Consider the following 18,718-nt stretch of genomic DNA (forward strand, 5'->3'; position numbering starts at 1 on the left):
CCGTACCACTCGGCGGAGGTAACCCTCATGCCCGTACGTCGGATCCTTGCCCTGGCGCTGGTCGTCACCGCGACAATGCCCCTGGCGGCCACACCCGCCGCCGCGCACGGCGCGCCGACGGCCCCGGTCAGCCGGGCGGCGGCCTGTGGACCCGAGGGCCGGTACGCGGCCACCGCCGCCTGCCGGGCTGCGGTCGAGGCCGGCGCGGCGGTCCGCGAATGGGACAACGTCCGCGTGGCGGCGATCAACGGACGGGACCGGGAACGGATCCCGGACGGTGAGCTGTGCAGTGGTGGGCTGTCCGCGTACCGGGGACTGGACCTGCCCCGGACCGACTGGCCGAGCACCGAGCTGACCAGCGGCGCGTCGTTCACCTTCCGGTACCGGACCACCATCGAACACAGGGGCACCTTCCGGCTCTACGTCACCAAGCCCACCTACGACCCCACGAAGCGGTTGACCTGGGCGGACCTGGAGTCGCGCCCGTTCCTGACCAGAACCGACCCGCCGGTACGCGCCGGGGCGTACCAGTTGGCGGGGCGGCTGCCGGCGGGGCGCAGCGGTCGGCAGCTGATCTACACGATCTGGCAGAACTCGAACACCCCGGACACCTACTACTCCTGTTCGGACGTGGTGTTCCGGGGTGCGAAGGCCACCGCCGCCCCGCCGAGGACCGCTCCGACGAAAAGCAGTGCGTCTGCTCCGCGTACCCCGGCGAGTAGCCCGGCCGGCACGCAGCCGGCGGTCGCGGCGGCGGCCGACCCGGGCGTGCCGGTGGCCTCGGTGACCGGCCTCGGCGGCCGGTGGCCGGTGCTGGCCGGCGCCGCCGTCGCGCTGGTCCTGGCGTTGCTGTTCGGCGCGGGCCGGCGACGCCGCAGCGCCGCCGCGACGGTGGGCCGGCAGTGCGAGGTCCGCAACCACCGGGCCGGGCGGCGCCGGATCTGGTGACCCGGGCCGCCCCGCCGGCGGTGGTCAGCCCAGGTGGCGCTCGATCTCGGCCAGTTCCTCGGCGGTGAAGTCGAGATTGTCCAACGCGGCGATGTTGGTCTCCAACTGGCCGACGCTGCTCGCCCCGATGATCAGGCTGGTCATCCTGGGATCGCGGAGCGCCCAGGCCAGGGCGAGCTGCGCGAGGGACTGGCCGCGCCCCTCGGCGACAGCGCCGAGCCCACGGATCGTGGCCATCTTCTCGTCGCTGAGGTCGCTCTCGTTGAGGAAGACGCTGGTGCGGACCCGTGAGTCGGCCGGGATGCCACCCAGGTAGCGGTCGGTCAGCAGGCCCTGGGCCAACGGGCTGTACGCGATGCAGCCCGCGCCGACCCGCTCCAGCGTGTCGAGCAGGCCGTCGGACTCGGTCCAGCGGTTGAGCATGGAGTACGACGGCTGGTTGATCAGCAGAGGCGTGCCCAGGTCGCGCAGGATCGCCGCGGCCCGGGTGGTCTGCTCCGAGGTGTAGTTCGAGATGCCGACGTAGAGGGCCTTGCCGGAGCGGACGATGGCGTCGAGCGCCCCCATCGTCTCCTCCAGCGGGGTGTCCGGGTCGAACCGGTGCGAGTAGAAGATGTCGACGTAGTCCAGGCCCATCCGGCCCAGCGACTGGTCCAGCGACGAGATCAGGTTCTTGCGCGAGCCCCACTCGCCGTACGGGCCGGGCCACATCAGGTATCCGGCCTTGCTCGAGATGACCAGCTCGTCCCGGTACGGCTTGAGGTCGGTGGCGAGCATCCGGCCGAAGTTCTCCTCCGCCGAGCCGGGCGGCGGGCCGTAGTTGTTGGCCAGGTCGAAGTGGGTGACACCCAGGTCGAACGCGCGCCGCACGATGTCGCGCTGCCGTTCGAACGGGCGGTCCGGACCGAAGTTGTGCCACAGCCCGAGCGAGATGGCCGGCAGCCGCAGGCCGCTGCGGCCGCTGCGCCGGTAGGTCATGGTGTCGTAGCGGTCATCCGCGGCGAGGTAGGTCACGATCATGAGCCTAGCCCCGGCCCGGGACGCCCTCGATCGGGAGTGCGAATCAAGACATCAGGGTATTTTCGACGGCATAACCGGATCGCCCGCCAACGGGAGAGTGAGCACAGTGGACGACATCACCGCGCTGATCCTGGACGACCACGCCTCCTTCCGGCGCGGCTTCGCCCGCCTCGACGACGCCCGTGACGAGCAGGAGCTGCTCGCCATCTGGGACGCTCTCGCCCTGCACCTGGACATCCACGCCGAGGCCGAGGAGGCGATCCTCTACCCGCACCTGGTGAAGCACGGCGACGACGGCGAGGACGAGACCGCCGACGCGATCGGTGACCACAACAAGATCCGCGACGCCATCGCCGAGGCCAAGCTGCACCCGGTTGGCTCCCCGCCCTGGTGGGAGGCGGTCGGCACCGCCCGCCGGGAGAACAGCGAGCACCTGGCCGAGGAGGAGGACGAGGCGTTGCCCGACTTCCGCCGGCACGCCAGTTTCGAGCTGCGCGCCGAGTTGGGGCAACGCTGGCTCACCTTCTACGGCGAGCACAAGAACGGCCGCGACCTCCCGTTCCGGGACAAGGACCCGCAGCGGTACGTGACCGAGCACCGGGCCGGATAGTGTCGGGTAGTGTCCTGAAGACGTCTTTAGTCCCTTTACGTTGATCGGGGACACCCTCTCCCGGTGAGCTAGCGTGGGTCGGGTGACTGCGCCTACCCCGGTAATTCCCACCCCACCGGCCGACCTGCCCGGCACGCTCGGCGCGCTACGGGCGGCCGGTCACCAGTACCGCAGCGTCAAGCAGGAACTCCGCGACAACCTCCTCGCCCGGATACGCTCCGGCGAGACCCGCTTCCCCGGCATCGTCGGCTACGACGACAGCGTGCTGCCCGAGGTCGAGCGGGCACTGCTCGCCGGGCACGACATGGTGCTGCTCGGCGAGCGCGGCCAGGGCAAGACCCGGCTGATCCGCGCGCTGGGCGCGCTGCTCGACGAGTGGACGCCGGTGGTCCCCGGCTCGGTGCTCAACGAGCACCCGATGCGCCCGCTCACCCCGGCCACCCGCGCCCAGGTCGACGAGGCCGGCGACGACCTGCCGATCGGTTGGCTGCACCGCTCCATGCGGTACGGCGAGAAGCTGGCCACCCCGGACACCAGCGTCGGCGACCTGATCGGTGACGTCGACCCGATCCGCATCGCCCAGGGCCGCACCCTCGGCGACCCGGAGACCATCCACTTCGGGTTGGTGCCGCGTACCAACCGGGGCATCTTCGCCGTCAACGAGTTGCCCGACCTGGCCGAACGCATCCAGGTGGCCCTGCTCAACGTCCTCGAGGAGCGCGACATCCAGGTCCGTGGCTACCAACTGCGCCTGCCGCTCGACCTGCTCCTGGTGGCCAGCGCCAACCCGGAGGACTACACCAACCGGGGCCGGATCATCACCCCGCTCAAGGACCGGTTCGGCGCGGAGATCCGCACCCACTACCCGGTCGACCTGGAGCTGGAACTGGACCTGATCCGCCAGGAGGCGGACCTGGTCGCCGAGGTGCCCGAGCACGTGCTCGAGGTGCTGGCCCGATTCGCCCGCGCCGTCCGGGAGTCACCCTCGGTGGACCCGCGCTCCGGTGTGTCCGCCCGATTCGCCATCGCCGCCGCCGAGACGGTCGCCGGTGCCGCCCTGCGCCGCGCCGGACTGCTCGCCGCCGCCGGCACCCCGGACGGGCGCCCGGAGGCCGCCGTCGCCCGCGTCGGCGACGCGGTGTCGGTGACCAGCACGCTGCGCGGCAAGGTGGAGTTCGAGAGTGGCGAGGAGGGCCGGGAGATCGAGATCCTGGCCCACCTGCTGCGCACCGCGACCGCCGAGACGTTCCGGGCCCACCTCGCCGGGCTGGACCTCTCCGGCTTCACCGCCCTGGTCGAGGACGGCGCCGCGATCGAGACCGGCGAGCTGGTCAGCGCCGCCGAGTTGCTGCGCCAGGTCGGCACGGTGCCCGGGTTGGCCAAGGTCCTCGACCGGTTGGGCCTGGGCGACGCGCCCACCTCGGAGGAGGCGGCGGCCGCCGTCGAGTTCGTGTTGGAGGGGCTACACCTGACCCGCCGGCTCGGCAAGGACGTCACCGACTCGGGACGCACCGTCTACGGCGGCCGGGGCTGACAGTGGCCGGCAACCGGTTCCGGTACGGGCAGTGGACCGGCGGGCCCGACCCGCTCGCACCCCCGTACGACGTGCGCGAGGCGGTGGACGCGGTCGGCGCCGAGGTGCTGGCCGGCGGCAGCCTGCGGGAAGCCCTGCGCAACCTGCTCCGTCGCGGCCCACAGGGTCGGGGCGGCCTGGACGACCTGGCCGCACGGGCCCGCCGGCTACGCCGGGAGGCGCTTCGTCGCGGTGACCTGGACGGCGCGGTGACCAGGGCGCGTGCCCTGCTCGACCAGGCCCTCGCCGCCGAGCGGGACGAGCTGCGCGGCCGCGACGACGACGCCGCGCGGTTCGCCGAGTCGGTGCTGGACAACCTGCCCCGCTCCACCGCACGCGCCGTGCAGGAACTGTCCGGCTACCAGTGGGCCAGCGAGGACGCCCGCCGCTCGTACCAGCAGATCCTCGACCAACTCCGCGACGACGTGCTCGGTCAGCGCTTCGCCGGGCTGCGGGACGCCGTACGCGCCTCCGCCGACCCGGCCGCCCAGCAGCGGCTCGCCGAGATGATGAGCGATCTGAACGACCTGCTGGCCCGGCACGGCCGCGCGGAGGACACCACCGACGCGTTCGCCGAGTTCATGCGCCGGCACGGCGACTTCTTCCCGGAGCAGCCGGAGACCGTCGACGAGCTGATCGACGTGCTGGCCCGCCGGTCCGCGGCCGGTGAGCGGTTGATGAACTCGCTCTCCGACCGACAGCGCGCCGAGCTGGCCGACCTGATGCGGCAGTCACTCGGCGACCGGCTCGCCGGGGAGCTGTCCGCGCTCGACGCGAACCTCCGGGCGCTCCGACCCGACCTGCGCTGGGGACGCGGCGAGCGGGTCCGCGGCGAGCAACCGCTGGGCTACGCCGACGCGGCCGGGGCGCTCGGTGAAATCGGCGAATTGGACGACCTGCTCGACCAGCTCGACCAGGAACACCCCGGGGCCACCCTCGACGACGTGGACGTCGACGCGGTGGCCCGCACCCTGGGCCGGGACGCGGCAGACGACGTTCGCCGGCTGCGCGAATTGGAGCGGGAACTCCGTCGGCAGGGTTGGGTGAGTCGGGACGCGGACGGGCTCACCCTGAGCCCGAAGGCGCTGCGCCGGCTCGGCGGGACGGCGCTGCGCCGGGTCTTCGCCGAGCTGACCGCCGGGCCGCGCGGCCAGCACGACCTCCGCTCGGCGGGCGCGGCCGGCGAGGTCAGCGGAGCCTCCCGCCAGTGGCAGTACGGCGACGAGCAGCCGCTGGACGTGGTCCGGACCCTGACCCGGGCGGTCCGCCGGGCCGGGCCGACGGTTCCGGTGCAACTGGCGGTGGACGACTTCGAGGTGGTGGAGACCGAGAAGCGCGCCTCCGCCGCCGTGGTGCTCTGCGTCGACCTGTCGTACTCGATGATCTCGCAGGGTCGTTGGGGGCCGATGAAGCAGACGGCGCTGGCGCTGGCCCACCTGATGGAGACGCGGTTCCCCCAGGACGCCCTGGAGATCGTGGGGTTCGGCCGGGAGGCGACGACGCTCACCCAGCGGGAGCTGGCGGCCGTGGAACCGGACCTGGAGCAGGGCACCAACCTCCAGCACGCGCTGCGGTTGGCGGGCCGACACCTGCGCCGACACCCGGACGCCGAGCCGGTGGTGCTGGTGGTCACCGACGGCGAACCGACCGCCCACCTGGACCCGGACGACGGCGAGGCGCTGTTCCACTGGCCGCCGCTGCCGGAGACGATCGAGGCGACGGTCCGGGAGGTGGACCGGCTCAGCCGCTACGGTGCCACGCTCAACCTGTTCATGCTCGGTGACGACCCCGGCCTGCGGCGGTTCGTCGACGCGGTGGCCCGCCGCAGCCGGGGCCGGATGTTCACCCCGGACACCGACGACCTGGGCGAGTACGTGGTCTCCGACTACCTGCGCTCCCGCCAATCCCGCCGCTAACTCCCGCCGAGGCGGGTTGACTGGGGGAATGGAGAGTGGAGGGTTGCGGCGGGCGTACGACGGGGTGTTCGCCGAGCTGGACGCGGGGGAGTTCACGGCGGCTCCGCAGGGGCGGCTCAGCGCCGAGCAGATCGTCGCGCACCTGGTCGCCAACGACGAGCTGATGATCCAGGCAACCGAGGCGCTGTTGGCCGGGTCGCCGTTCGCGTACTACGAACTGGAGGAGGACGTACACCGTCCGCAGCTCGACGCGCTCGCCGCCGAGCAGGGCGGTCTGCGCGGCCTGACGGCCCTGCTGCACGGCACCAGCGACCGCCTGTGCGGGCTCGTCGATCAACTCGGTCTGGCGGCGGAGACCCCTGTCGAGACGCACCTCCGGGAGGGCTTCGACCTCGTCGTCGACGAGCCGCTGCCCTGGGCCCGCACCCTGGACCTGCACACGAGAATCCACCTCCCCAAACACCAAGCCCAACTAAACCAACTCCGCGCCTAACAGTCCCCCCACCCACCCTGCGCCCCCACCCCACCCCCACCCCCACACCCACCCCCACCCCCACCCTCACCCTCACCCCGTTGATCATGAAGTTATGGCCACTCGCGTCGGCGTTTCCTGGCAATAACTTCATGATCAACCCCGCCGGGGGTGTCTCGTGGCGCGCTGACGGCACCTTTCTGGCGAGCTGGTGGCAGCAGGGGGTGCCGTTGGGTCCGCGGAGGCGCCGGTGCGTCAGACCCCGCCGATCTTGCACTTGCTGTCCCGACAAAGCGGGCGTATGGGTTGTATTCGGCAACCGAAAGTGCAAGATCGGCGGGGAGAGGGGTGGGGTGGGGAGAGGGGTGGGGTGGGGAGAGGGGTGGGATGGGGAGAGGGGTGGGATGGGGAGAGGGGCGGGATGGGGAGAGGGGCGGGGAGAGGGCGGGGCGGGGTTACGGGGTGGGGGTTGGGGTGGGGCGGGGGTGGAAGGTTCGGCGGTAGGTGGTGGGGTTCACGCCGATGCGCTGGTGGAGTTGTTGGCGTAGGGCGGCGGTGGTGCCGAAGCCGCTGCGGTGGGCGATCTGGTCGACGCTGAGGTCGGTGGTCTCCAGCAGGAGGCGGGCGTGGTCGGTGCGCTGGTGCAGCAACCACTGCGCCGGACTCAGCCCGGTCTCCGAGCGGAAGCGGCGGGTGAACGTGCGCACGCTCATCCGCGCGTGCCCGGCCAGGTCGCGGAGCGCGATCGGCTCGTGTAGGCGCTGCCGGGCCCACTCCCGCGTGCCGGCGGTGCTGGTGTCGCTGGCCTTGGGCACCGGCTGCTCGATGTACTGCGCCTGCCCGCCGTCCCGCCACGGTGGCATCACGCACCGGCGGGCCGCCCGGTTGGCCACCTCGCTGCCGTGGTCGAGGCGGATGACGTGCAGGCAGAGGTCGATGCCGGCCGCGACGCCGGCCGAGGTGAGCATCCGGTCGTCGGCGATGAAGAGTACGTCCGGGTCGACATCCACCAGGGGGTGCAGGCCGCGGAAGCGCTCGGCGTACGCCCAGTGGGTGGTCGCCCGACGGCCGTCGAGCAGGCCGGCGGCGGCCAGCACGAACGCCCCGGTGCAGATGGACATGATCCGGGCGCCCCGCTCGTACGCCGCGCGCAGCGCCGTGATCACCTCCGGCTCGACGGTGCCCGAGGACAGCACGGCGTCGTCGTGGATGCCGGGAACGATCACCGTGTCGGCGGTGTCGAGCAGCTCCAGGCCGTGATCGGCGAGCACCTGGAAACCGGCGGTGCTGCGTACCGGCCGCCCGCCGGGCGTGCACACCCGGACGTCGTAGAGGGGCGTCCCGTCGACGGCCCGGGCGGTGCTGAAGACCTGGGACGGGGTGCCGAGGTCCAGGCCGACCACCTGGTGCAGGGCGAGGACGGCGATCCGGTGCGGGCGAACGGTCATGGCCTGATTATTGCGCATGATGGCTTTCCGGCCACTCGTCGTGGTGAACGGGCGGCCACAGACTAGTCCCGTGACCAGGAACCGCCGTCTGCATCCCGCCTGGCTGGTCGCCGCCGTCGCCCTCGTGGCGCTGGTCGGCGCGGCCGGCTTCCGCGCCACCCCGTCGGTGCTGCTGCACCCGCTGCACGAGGAGTTCGGCTGGCCGCTCGCCACGATCTCCGCGGCCGTCTCGGTCAACCTGCTGCTCTACGGGCTCACTGCGCCGTTCGCGGCGGCCCTGATGGACCGGTTCGGCATCCGTCGGGTGGTGTCGGTGGCGCTGCTGCTGGTCGCCGCGGGCAGCGGGTTGACGGTCTTCATGAACGCGAGCTGGCAGCTCCTGCTCTGCTGGGGTGTGCTGGTCGGGCTGGGCACCGGGTCGATGGCCCTGGCGTTCGTGGCCACCGTCACCGGGCGTTGGTTCGTCCGGCGCAGGGGACTGGTCACCGGTGTGCTCACCGCCGGCGGGGCGGCGGGACAACTGGTGTTCCTGCCGCTGATCGCCGTCCTGGCCCGCGACCACGGCTGGCGCTCCGCCGCGCTCGTCGTGGCCGCAGCGGCGCTCGTGGTCGTACCCCTGGTGGTGTGGTTGTTGCGCGAGCATCCGGCGGATCTCGGCCTGCCCGCCTACGGCGCGACAGAGGTCGTAGCCGCGCCGCCGCCGAGCGGCGGCGCGGCGACCCGGGCGCTGGGCGCGCTGACGACGGCGGCCCGGACCCGGCCGTTCTGGCTGCTGGCCGGCGGGTTCGCGATCTGCGGCGCGACCACCAACGGCCTCGTCGGTACGCACTTCGTGCCGGCCGCGCACGACCACGGCATGCCGCAGACCACGGCGGCCGGGCTGCTCGCCCTGGTGGGGCTCTTCGACATCGTCGGCACGATCGCCTCCGGCTGGCTGACCGACCGGGTGGACAGCCGGGTGCTTCTCGGCATGTACTACGCGCTGCGCGGAGCCTCGCTGCTGGTGCTGCCGAGCCTGTTCTCCGGCAGCGCCGAGCCGAGCATGCTGGTGTTCATCGTCTTCTACGGCCTGGACTGGGTGGCCACCGTGCCGCCGACGGTGGCGCTGTGCCGGGAGTACTTCGGGGGCGCCGGGGCTGTGGTGTTCGGTTGGGTGTTCGCCGCCCACCAACTCGGCGCGGCGGTCGCGGCGACCGCCGCGGGGCTGGTGCGGGACCGGCTCGGTGACTACGCGCTGGCCTGGTACGTGGCGGGCGCGCTGTCGATCGGCGCGGCCGGGTTGTCGCTGCTGCTGCGCAGGCGACCGGGCGCGCCGGTGCCGGAGGCCGTGCTGGTGGCCGCGACCGCGCCGAAGGCGTGGAGCTTCCGGGGCTGAGGCGCGACGGGCCGGCCGGTCAGCCCAGCGTCCACTGCTGGGCGGGCCGGCCGTCGCACGGACGCTGCCGGACGTCGTCGTCGGCCTCGTCACCGTCGTCGTCGGCCTGCCCGCACTTGCCACTGTGCGCCGCGACCAGCAGCACCGGGCCGGTGCCGGTGGCGGCCAGCCGCCACTGCTGGTTGGCGCCGCCGTGGCAGGGGAACTGGAGCAACCGGGTGCCGTCGTCGGCGCTGCCGCCCTCCACGTCGAGGCACTGCCCGTAGGCGGCGTTGGTCAACGTCACCACGTCCGCGCCGGCCGGGTTGACCACCCACTGCTGCTCCGGCCCGCCGGTGCAGACGGCCAGCTCGGCCTCGGCCCGTTCGCCGTCGCCGTCGAGGCCCAGGCAGAGCCCCGAGGCGGCGCGCAGCACCCGGGGTCCGGTGGGCGGACCGGCAGAGGTGCTGGGGGACGGCTCGGCCGACGGGGTCGGGCTCGGCTCCTCCGACGGGGGCGGCGGTTCCGGCGTGCTGGTCGGCGTGCCGGCGGTCGCCGGCACTGTCGGAGTGTCGTCGGCGTCGAACAGGCCGGTGGCGAACGCCACCCCGAGGAGCGCGCCGACGACCCCGACCGCCACCGCGACCCGGAGCAGCGGATCGGCCAGCGGTCCGGAGCGGTGCGCCCGGTGCCCGCCGTAGACGGTGCCGGCGGGTGCGGGACGTTCCTCGGGCGCGGGCATAGCCGCCATCCTCACCCATGACGTCGCGCCGGAGCCAGTCCGCCGGTGTGGGCCCGCAGCGGTCAGCGCACGGGTGGGAGGTCGGTGACGTCGGCCACCGTGGCGTCGAGGGCGGCGATCGCGGCGTCGGCGTCGACGGCGATGGCGAGGCCGCGCTCGCCGGCGCCCAACGTGATCTCCCGGCCGCGCAGCCGCTCGTCGGCGATCACCGGCCAGGCGGTGCTCGCGCCGAACGGGGTGATGGTGCCGCGCTCGTAGCCGGTGGCGGCCAGCGCGCCCGCCGCGTCGGGCATGGACAGCCGGTGTACGCCGAGCAGTGCGCGCAGCTTGGGCCAGGAGATCACCCGGTCGCCCGGGGTGAGCACGAATAGGTGATCATCCGCACTCCGGCGGACCACGATCGTCTTGACCACGTCGGCGACTGTCACTCCCCGGGCCGCGGCGGCCTCCGCGAGGCTGCCGACCGCGCCGTGGCTGACCAGGCGGTACGGCAGTCCGGCGGCGTCCAGGGCGGTGATCGCTGGCGATGGCATGCAGGCCACGGTAGCCGGTAGGCCCGGCGGGGGACGGGAAACTGCCCCGGCCGACATCCCACGGTTTGCGAACGGCGAGCGTAAGGTCAGCTCATGCGCGCTGAGCGTGTGGATCACCCGATTGACCATGATCAAGCGGTGGACACGCTGCGGCGGTCGTACGCCGCGGTGCCCACGGGCGAGCCTGTCCGGCTCGCCAAACGGACCTCCAACCTGTTCCGTCCCCGGTCCGCTCCGCGGGTTCCGGGGCTCGACGTGAGTGCCCTGAACGGCGTGCTGTCGGTCGACCCGGTCGGCCGCACCGCCGACGTGCAGGGCATGTGCACCTACGAGGACCTTGTCGACGCGACGCTGCCGCACCGGCTGATGCCGCTGGTGGTGCCGCAACTACGCACGATCACGCTGGGTGGCGCGGTGACCGGCCTCGGGATCGAGTCGACCTCGTTCCGCAACGGGCTGCCGCACGAGTCGGTACGGGAGCTGGACGTGCTCACCGGCACCGGTGAGATCGTCACCGCCCGGCCCGACAACGAGCACGCCGACCTGTTCACCGCGTTCCCCAACTCGTTGGGCAGCCTCGGCTACGCCACCCGGCTGCGCATCGAGCTGCAACCGGTCGGCCGCTACGTGGCCCTGCGCAACGTCCGGTTCACCCGGTTGGAGGCGCTCGCCGACGCGATCGCGGAGGTCACCGCCACCCGGAGCTGGGCCGGCGAGCCGGTGGACGCGATGGACGGGGTGATGTTCAGCCCCGGCGAGGCGTACCTGGTCCTCGCCACGTTCACCGACGCGGCCGACCCGCCCAGCGACTACACCGGCCAGGAGATCTACTACCGGTCGCTGCGTCGGCGTACCCGCGACACGCTCACCGCGTACGACTACCTGTGGCGGTGGGACACCGACTGGTTCTGGTGCTCGGCGGCCTTCGGCGCGCAGCACCCGGTGGTGCGCAGGCTCTGGCCGGCGCGCTACCGGCGCAGCGACTTCTACCACCGACTGGTCCGCCTGGAGCACCGACACCAGGTGGCGGCCCGGATCGACAGGCTGCGGGGGCAGCCGGCCCGGGAGCGGGTGGTGCAGGACGTGGAGATCCCGCTGGACCGTACCGCGGACTTCCTGCGCTGGTTCGCCGGCGCGGTGGGGATGACCCCGGTGTGGTTGTGCCCGTTGCGACTGCGGGAGCCGGCGGGTCCCGGCTCGGCGCGGTCGTGGCCGCTGTATCCCCTCCGGCCGGGGCAGGACTACGTCAACATTGGGTTCTGGGGGAGCGTGCCGATCGCGCCGGACGCCGCCGACGGCGACGTCAACCGCACGATCGAACGCAGGGTGTCCGAGCTGGGCGGCCACAAGTCGCTCTACTCCGACGCGTACTACGACCGGGACGCCTTCGATCGCCTGTACGGCGGCGACACGTGGCGGGCGGTGAAAGACCGCTACGACCCGGACCACCGGCTGACGGGACTGTACGAAAAGGCGGTAGCACGAGCATGAGCCTGACCGACAGAGATCAGGGGGCGGCGAGCGTCCCCGCCACCCCGCCGGCGGGGGGCCGGCGCACGGGTCCGACGGTCGCGGACGTCGTCCGGGCGGTCACCGCCGGGCCGCTTCCGGTGCGGATCACCGGGTACGACGGCAGCGCCGTCGGCCCGTCCGACGCGGGCATCACCCTGGCGGTCCGTTCCGAGCGTGGGCTGTCGTACCTGCTCACCGCGCCCGGCGACCTGGGCATGGCTCGGGCGTACGTCAGCGGCGACCTGGCGTTGCAGGGGGTGCACCCGGGCGACCCGTACGAGGCGTTGCGGGTGCTCAAGGACGAGCTGCGGTTGCGCCCGCCGTCGCTGGCCGACGGGCTGGCGCTGGTCCGGGGGCTGGGCTGGGAGCGGCTGTTGCCGCCACCGGCGCCACCGCAGGAGGCGCAGCCCCGGTGGAAGCGGGTGATGAACGGGCTGCGGCACTCGCGGGTCCGGGACAGCACGGCGATCTCGCACCACTACGACGTCTCCAACGCCTTCTACGAGAAGGTGCTCGGTCCGTCGATGACGTACACCTGCGCGGTCTTCCGGTCTCCGGACGACACGCTGGAGCAGGCCCAGGCGGCGAAGTACGACCTGGTCGCCGGCAAGTTGGCGCTGAAGCAGGGGATGCGCCTGCTCGACGTGGGCTGCGGCTGGGGCGGCATGGTGCGGCACGCGGCGCGCGAGTACGGCGTCAAGGCGCTCGGCGTCACCCTGTCCAAGGCGCAGGCGCAGTGGGCCCAGGCCGCGATCGAGCGGGAGGGGCTGGGCGAGCTGGCCGAGGTGCGCCACATGGACTACCGGGACGCGCCGGCGGAGCGGTTCGACGCCATCTCCTCGATCGGCCTGACCGAGCACATCGGGGTCCGTAACTACCCGACCTACTTCGGGGCGTTGCGCGGTCGGTTGCGCCAGGGCGGGCGGCTGCTCAACCACTGCATCACGCGCGCGGACAACCGGGCGCCGCACCGCTCCGGCGCGTTCATCGACAGGTACGTCTTTCCCGACGGTGAGCTGGCCGGTCCGGGTCGGTTGATCAGCGAGATCCACGACGCCGGGCTGGAGGTGCACCATGAGGAGAACCTGCGTCAGCACTACGCGCTGACGCTGGCCGCCTGGTGCCGCAACCTGGTCGAGAACTGGGACTTCTGCGTCTCGGAGGTGGGCGCGGGGACCGCCCGGGTGTGGGGGTTGTACATGGCCGGGTCGCGGATGGCGTTCGAGCGCAACGGCATCCAGCTGCACCAGGTGCTCGCGACCCACAACGGGCCGGACGGTGTGAACGGCTACCCGTTGCGGCCGGACTGGTTGCCCTGACCATCCGCTGACCGCCACCTGAAGCCGCGCCGGACACGTCGGCGCGGCTTTTGGCGAAGCCATTGACAAAGAAGTTTTGTACGTACAAACTGATTTTGCCATGAGAGAGATCCTGTACCTGGAGCAGATCGAGCAGGCCGAGGTCCTGCTCAAGCCGCAGCGCGTGGAGGTGCTGCGGCAACTATCCGAACCGCGCACCTGCACCGAGGTCGCGAACCGACTCGACCAGACGCCCCAGCGCGTCTACTACCACGTCAAGCAGCTCGTCGCCGCCGGCCTGGTCGAGCTGGTCAACGAGCGCAAGGTCCGGGGCATCACCGAGGGCATCTACCAGGCCGTCGCCCGGTCCTACTGGCTGTCCCCACGCCTGGTCGGCCGGATCGGGCTGCGCAAGGCCCGCGACGAGCTGAGCCTGGGCTACCTGCTCGACCTGATGGAGGAGGTGCAGGCCGACATCGCCGCCCTGGACCGGGCGGCGCCCGAGCTGCCCTCGATCGGGGTGTCCGGCCAGATCCGGGTGCCCGCCGAGCAGCGCCAACAGTTCATGCACGACCTGCGAACCGCACTGCAGGACCTGTTCACCCGCTACGGCGGCAGCGAAGGCGACGCCTTCAAGCTGGCCGTCGCCTGCTATCCGAAAGGCAACGACAATGAGTGAGCCGATGATCATCCGGGCCCGTCTCTCCGCGCCCGTCGGGCGTGTCCGCCAGGCCCTGACCGACCCGGCCGAGCTGCGTCTCTGGCTGGCCGAGCACGCCGAGGTCGAGCTGCCCGAGCGGTACGGGTTCTGGGGCCGCTACACGCCGGAGGGCGACGCCCCGCACCAGCGGCTGCTGCACGCCGACGACGACACCCTGCGCTTCGGCTGGCTGCTCGACGGGGTGGAGACCACCACCGAGTTCCAGTTGACCGCCGAGGGCCCCGACAGCACCATCCTGACCCTGACCCAGAGCCACTTCGACTTCAACGAGGCGATGACCGGTTCCAGCATCCGGGGTGTGCTCCAGACGTACTGGTCGCTGGCCATCGCCAACCTCGCCGCCCACCTGGAGGGCAAGCCGCTGCTGCCGCGCACCGACTTCACCTCCGCCGACCTGCGGGGCGAGCTGGTCATCGCCGCGCCCGCCGACAAGGTGTGGGAGTCGCTGACCGACTCCGAGCAGGCCAGCGCCTGGTTCGGCTACCCGATCGGCATCGAGCCCTGGGTCGGCGGCCGCTACGCCATGGGCGGCTTCGAGACCGGTTACGCCGCCAAGATCGTCGACCTGGAGCCCGGCCGGCGGATGTCCGTCGACTGGGGACCGACCGGTGTCACCAACTGGGAGCTGGCCGAGTCCGACGGGCGGACCACGCTGACCTTCGTGCAGAGCGGCTTCGACGAGGCCAACCCCCCGTACGGCGCCTGGAGCGGGTCGGTGGCCGGGCTGTTCGAGCTGCGCCGCTTCCACGAGGTGCCGAACTGGCAGCCGATCTGGATCTCCGAGGAGATCCCCGGCCTGGAGCCCGCGCCGGCGAGCTGACGGCTCCCGCCCCGTCCGGACCGCTTGATCGTGCTCGATCAAGGATGCAGTGGCCTCGTTCGCTCCCCGAGGGCACTACATCCCGGATCGAGCACGATCTCGTCGGGAGGGGCGACGGCGATTCACGCGATGGCCGCGATGTCGCCGTCGTCGAAGTAGATCGCCTGGTGCAGCCGGCCGCCGAGGGCGGCAGCGTACCGCGCGACCACTTCCTGGCCGGAGATCCGGCCCTGCTCGATCTGGGACACCCGACCCTTGGTCACGCCCATCCGGTCAGCGATCTGTTGTTGGGTGAAGCCGCGGGAGCGTCGGACCTCCGCGAGGCGGTGCCCGACCACCTGCGCGAGCAGTTCCTGCTTGCCCTCATCGACGGCTGCCTCTCCGCCAGCGCGCTGCACGTACTCGGCCCGGATATCCGTCCACCGCACGTGACCACTCACCGCCGTCCTCCGTCCTGCTGTGCGCGTTCCTTCAAGTAAATCTCGTAGCGTTGCTCCGCGAGCGGAATGGCCTGTCGGTACCAGCTCGTCCACTGACCCGACTTGTCGCCCGCCACGAGCAGAACGCTCGCGCGCCACGGGTCGAAGACGAAGAGAATGCGGACCGTGCCGGGGCGCAACTCTTTGAGATTGGCGATCGACGACCCGCTGATCGTGTCGACGAGGGGGCGCCCCAGCCCGGGCCCGGCTTCGGCGAGCGCGTCGATCGCCTGCACGACCCGGGCGAGTGTCGCCTGATCCAGGCTGTCGAGCCAGGCGCGGACCTCGTCGACGACGAAGACGTCCCACTCCTCCTGCACCACCGCAGTATACCCAACGCTATACCTTTAGGGCGACGCCTGACGTGCTCGGTCTCGTCCGCTCTCGCGACGTGGTGACTTTTCGCTGTCGAGTGGGTACTGGCGGGCGATGTTCCTCATCTTCGGTCTGCGTACCAAGGTCAACCGGTCCGGTGTCGTGCAGCAGGTGTGCCGGCACTGCGGCAACCACGCCGCGCAGGTCGTCACCCGCCGCTCGACCAGATTCACCCTCTTCTTCATTCCCCTCATTCCGATCCGTACCCGGTACGCGCAGCAGTGCACGTTCTGCGGGGCGGAGTACGAGATCGCCAGGTCCGACGCCCAGCGCCTCCCGGTCGGCTGACCGCCGGATGGCACGCTTCCTCTGCTGGCTGATCGGCCGGCCGGTGCCTCCGGTGGTGCACACAGTGTCCCGCCCGCCCTGCACCCCCGGCCGGCGCCGACGCCGCCGCGCCCGCCGACCACTGGCCGGCACCACCCTGCCCCGCTCACCCTGGAACCGTTCCGCCGGTCGTTGATCCCGACCCGATCCCTCGATCTCTCCGGCCGTCCAGGTTGGAGGGAGGCGCCCGATCGCCCGTCCTGTCGCTGCTTTGGGTGGAAATTGTCGCTCTGGGCGATGGGTCGGCTCCCCGTCGTGTTCGTCGATACCATCTACATCGATCGAACCGCCGCTTGCCGGGCGGGCGACCGATTCAGACGGGGGATCACGTGTCAGCACATCGCGCACGCCGGTGGGGCGCCGCCCTGCTCGGCGCTACGATCGCGGCCAACCTGTTGGGCGGAGCCTCCGCCCAAGCCGTCACCGGAACGCAACCGGTTCCCGACGGCAGCCACCTGTTCAGCGCGAAGGTCACCTTCGGTGAGGTGCGCGCCTGCTCCGGCGCGCTCGTCGACCCGAGCTGGGTGCTGACGGCGAGGAGTTGTTTCGCCGAGGGCGCCGGGCCCGTCGCCGCAGGCCCGCCCAGTCGGCCGAGCACCGTGCTGGTCGGCCGCACCGACCTCACCAGCACCGCCGGCCAGCGGCGGGAGATAGCCTCGGTGGTGCCGCATCCGGACCGCGACCTCGCGCTGGTCCGCCTCTTCGCGCCGGTGACGGACGTGCCGCCGGTCCCGCTGGCCACCACCGCACCGGCCGCCACCGAGACGCTCACGGTGACCGGCTACGGCCGGACCGCCACCGAGTGGGTTCCCGACCGACTGCACCAGGGCGCCTTCACCGTCCGGGACGTCACTGCCGGCTCGGTCGGCCTGCTCGGGGCCTCCGCCGGCACCACCCTCTGCAAGGGCGACGCCGGTGGGCCGGCGTTCCGCGACAACGCGGGCACCGTCGAGCTGGTCGCCGTCGCGAGCACGTCGTGGCAGAAGGGCTGCCTGAGCGAGACCGAGACCCGCGACGGGGCCACCGCGACCCGCGTCGACGACCTTGGCGGCTGGTTCCGTGAGCAGCTCAGCGACGTGCAGGTCTTCAGCGTCGTGTTGGAACCGCAGACGTTCGTCAGGCGGCTGACCTATCACGCCATCGACTCGGCCACCGGCGCTGTACGGGCCAGCCGTGCCGCCGCTGAACCGCTTCCCTTCGGTCCCAGAGCCATGGCGACGTTGAACGCCGACACCATCCTCATGAACGACGGCGCCGGGAAGCTGTACCGGGTGGACGTGACCGGCATGTCGCCGTTCACCTACACCATGACGCCGATCGACACCGACTGGACGCACGACCAGCTGGTCTACGACGGATATGGCTCGTTGTACGGCATCCGCTCCGGCTCGACCCTGACCCGGCACACGGTGACCAGCCCGAAGCCGGTCAAGGAAGACCTCACGGCTCCCACCACGATCGGCAGCGGGTTCGGCTTGACGAAGCTCACCTCGCCGGGGCCCGGCCGGATCCTCGGCACCGACTCGACCGGCTACCTGATCTCCTACAAGATCAACGGTGTCAACTCGTGGAGTCGATCGGACCTCTACACCAGCGGCTGGGGCTCGTCGGGCCACCTCGTGTCGCCCGGTGGCGGCCTCTATCTCACCTTCGACCCCTTCAACGGCCTGACCCGCTACCGGGACGCCAACCCGTTCGACGGCAAGAGCACCGACATCACCATCCTCGGGACCGAGTCGATCCAGGGGCGCTGGCGCTTCCACCAAGAGGTCTCCGCGCGCCCCTGGCGGGGGGTCGTGTCGGTCTACGGCACCCGCCCGGACGGACGCCTCTCCTACACGACCGTCGACCCGGTCACCGGCAAGCGACGCACCATCGTGTCGGCCGGCACCCTCGGCTTCACCCCGAAGGCGATGGCGGTCCTCAACTCGGACACGCTCCTCGTCACCAGTACCGAGGGGCAGCTCTACCGGGTGGACATCACCGGCAGCGACCCGCTCACCTTCGACCGGACCGCTTCGCTCTCCGGCGGGTGGACGCACGACCGGCTCGCGTACGACGGCAACGGTTCGCTCTACGGCATCGCCAACGGCGCGACGCTGCGCCGCTACACGGTGACCACGCCGAAGCCCGTCTACGCCGATATCACCAACGCGAAGACGATCACCGGCACCTTCGCCCTGACCTCCCTCGCCGCACCCGGACCCGGGCGGATCCTCGGCACGACAAGCGCGGGCAAGCTGATGATGTACCTCATCGACGCGTCCGGCACCTCGACCGCCGCGGAGATCGGCGCGAGCGGCTGGGCCGACACGACAGCGCTCTTCTCGCCGGGTGGGGGTCTCTACCACAAGCGACTGGCCTCCGGTCAGGTCGTCACCTACCTGGATGCCAGCCCGTTCGACGGCAAGGGCAGTGACATCAAGCCCCATCTCGCTACCGTCGACAGCACCGGTTGGGATCCGATCCTGTCGGCCCGTCCGTACGACTCGTGGCCGGACAGCACACGCCAGTGGTGATGCGCCGACCCACGCGCCACGGCTGACGGTGCGGGCCACCCGGCGACGGGT

General features: G+C 71.8%; 18 protein-coding genes. 12 read left to right on the top strand and 6 right to left on the bottom strand.

The window, feature by feature from the left end; genetic code table 11:
* Positions 1–27: 27 nt before the first annotated feature.
* Positions 28–948 carry a lytic polysaccharide monooxygenase gene (locus O7634_RS14955; protein ID WP_278150728.1) on the top strand — a complete coding sequence of 307 codons (921 nt, stop codon included), beginning with the start codon at positions 28–30 and terminating at the stop codon, positions 946–948.
* Between the two features lie 24 nt (positions 949–972).
* On the opposite strand, the gene mgrA is transcribed toward O7634_RS14955, so the two are convergent.
* On the bottom strand, positions 973–1,968 hold the full coding sequence (gene mgrA / locus O7634_RS14960) for an L-glyceraldehyde 3-phosphate reductase (protein ID WP_278150729.1): 996 nt from the start codon (positions 1,966–1,968) through the stop codon (positions 973–975).
* Positions 1,969–2,074: 106 nt separating this feature from the next.
* Here mgrA and O7634_RS14965 point away from each other — a divergent pair, with 106 nt between their 5' ends.
* From O7634_RS14965 to O7634_RS14980, 4 genes are all read left to right on the top strand, one after another.
* A complete protein-coding gene (locus O7634_RS14965; protein ID WP_278150730.1) occupies positions 2,075–2,578 on the top strand; it encodes a hemerythrin domain-containing protein in 504 nt (167 codons plus the stop codon).
* Between the two features lie 73 nt (positions 2,579–2,651).
* Positions 2,652–4,112 carry a sigma 54-interacting transcriptional regulator gene (locus O7634_RS14970; protein ID WP_278150731.1) on the top strand — a complete coding sequence of 487 codons (1,461 nt, stop codon included), beginning with the start codon at positions 2,652–2,654 and terminating at the stop codon, positions 4,110–4,112.
* A 2-nt stretch (positions 4,113–4,114) separates the two neighbouring features.
* Positions 4,115–6,067 carry a VWA domain-containing protein gene (locus O7634_RS14975; RefSeq protein WP_278150732.1) on the top strand — a complete coding sequence of 651 codons (1,953 nt, stop codon included), beginning with the start codon at positions 4,115–4,117 and terminating at the stop codon, positions 6,065–6,067.
* A gap of 28 nt (positions 6,068–6,095) precedes the next feature.
* Positions 6,096–6,560 carry a hypothetical protein gene (locus O7634_RS14980; protein WP_278150733.1) on the top strand — a complete coding sequence of 155 codons (465 nt, stop codon included), beginning with the start codon at positions 6,096–6,098 and terminating at the stop codon, positions 6,558–6,560.
* A gap of 434 nt (positions 6,561–6,994) precedes the next feature.
* On the opposite strand, the gene O7634_RS14985 is transcribed toward O7634_RS14980, so the two are convergent.
* Positions 6,995–8,005, bottom strand: coding sequence for a helix-turn-helix domain-containing protein (locus O7634_RS14985; protein WP_278150734.1), 1,011 nt, complete (start codon positions 8,003–8,005; stop codon positions 6,995–6,997).
* Positions 8,006–8,057: 52 nt separating this feature from the next.
* On the opposite strand from O7634_RS14985, the gene O7634_RS14990 reads away from it, so the two are divergent.
* Positions 8,058–9,362, top strand: a complete 1,305-nt coding sequence (locus O7634_RS14990) for an MFS transporter (RefSeq protein ID WP_278150735.1) — start codon at positions 8,058–8,060, stop codon at positions 9,360–9,362.
* 19 nt (positions 9,363–9,381) lie between these two features.
* On the opposite strand, the gene O7634_RS14995 is transcribed toward O7634_RS14990, so the two are convergent.
* The gene (locus tag O7634_RS14995) at positions 9,382–10,083 is read right to left on the bottom strand and encodes an RICIN domain-containing protein (RefSeq protein WP_278150736.1); all 702 of its coding nucleotides are present in this window, start codon (positions 10,081–10,083) and stop codon (positions 9,382–9,384) included.
* A 62-nt stretch (positions 10,084–10,145) separates the two neighbouring features.
* The gene (locus O7634_RS15000) at positions 10,146–10,616 is read right to left on the bottom strand and encodes a YbaK/EbsC family protein (RefSeq protein WP_278150737.1); all 471 of its coding nucleotides are present in this window, start codon (positions 10,614–10,616) and stop codon (positions 10,146–10,148) included.
* Positions 10,617–10,709: 93 nt separating this feature from the next.
* Between O7634_RS15000 and O7634_RS15005 the strand changes: the two genes are divergently transcribed.
* From O7634_RS15005 to O7634_RS15020, 4 genes are all read left to right on the top strand, one after another.
* On the top strand, positions 10,710–12,107 hold the full coding sequence (locus O7634_RS15005) for an FAD-binding oxidoreductase (RefSeq protein ID WP_278150738.1): 1,398 nt from the start codon (positions 10,710–10,712) through the stop codon (positions 12,105–12,107).
* On the top strand, positions 12,104–13,447 hold the full coding sequence (locus O7634_RS15010) for a class I SAM-dependent methyltransferase (protein ID WP_278150739.1): 1,344 nt from the start codon (positions 12,104–12,106) through the stop codon (positions 13,445–13,447). Before O7634_RS15005 ends, O7634_RS15010 begins: the two co-directional genes overlap by 4 nt.
* A 100-nt stretch (positions 13,448–13,547) precedes the next feature.
* A complete protein-coding gene (locus O7634_RS15015; protein ID WP_278150740.1) occupies positions 13,548–14,105 on the top strand; it encodes a helix-turn-helix domain-containing protein in 558 nt (185 codons plus the stop codon).
* A complete protein-coding gene (locus tag O7634_RS15020; protein WP_278150741.1) occupies positions 14,098–14,967 on the top strand; it encodes an SRPBCC domain-containing protein in 870 nt (289 codons plus the stop codon). Before O7634_RS15015 ends, O7634_RS15020 begins: the two co-directional genes overlap by 8 nt.
* A gap of 122 nt (positions 14,968–15,089) precedes the next feature.
* On the opposite strand, the gene O7634_RS15025 is transcribed toward O7634_RS15020, so the two are convergent.
* Positions 15,090–15,407 (bottom strand): helix-turn-helix transcriptional regulator, encoded by a 318-nt coding sequence (locus O7634_RS15025; protein ID WP_278150742.1) that lies wholly within the window; start codon positions 15,405–15,407, stop codon positions 15,090–15,092.
* Positions 15,404–15,769, bottom strand: a complete 366-nt coding sequence (locus O7634_RS15030) for a type II toxin-antitoxin system RelE/ParE family toxin (RefSeq protein ID WP_278150743.1) — start codon at positions 15,767–15,769, stop codon at positions 15,404–15,406. Before O7634_RS15030 ends, O7634_RS15025 begins: the two co-directional genes overlap by 4 nt.
* A 106-nt stretch (positions 15,770–15,875) precedes the next feature.
* On the opposite strand from O7634_RS15030, the gene O7634_RS15035 reads away from it, so the two are divergent.
* On the top strand, positions 15,876–16,109 hold the full coding sequence (locus O7634_RS15035) for a zinc-ribbon domain-containing protein (RefSeq protein WP_278150744.1): 234 nt from the start codon (positions 15,876–15,878) through the stop codon (positions 16,107–16,109).
* A 368-nt stretch (positions 16,110–16,477) separates the two neighbouring features.
* Positions 16,478–18,667, top strand: coding sequence for a trypsin-like serine protease (locus tag O7634_RS15040; protein WP_278150745.1), 2,190 nt, complete (start codon positions 16,478–16,480; stop codon positions 18,665–18,667).
* Positions 18,668–18,718 lie beyond the last annotated feature (51 nt).

Origin of the sequence: Micromonospora sp. WMMD1120 (genome assembly GCF_029626235.1) — a bacterium.
In the GTDB taxonomy this organism is placed as follows: Bacteria; Actinomycetota; Actinomycetes; order Mycobacteriales; family Micromonosporaceae; genus Micromonospora.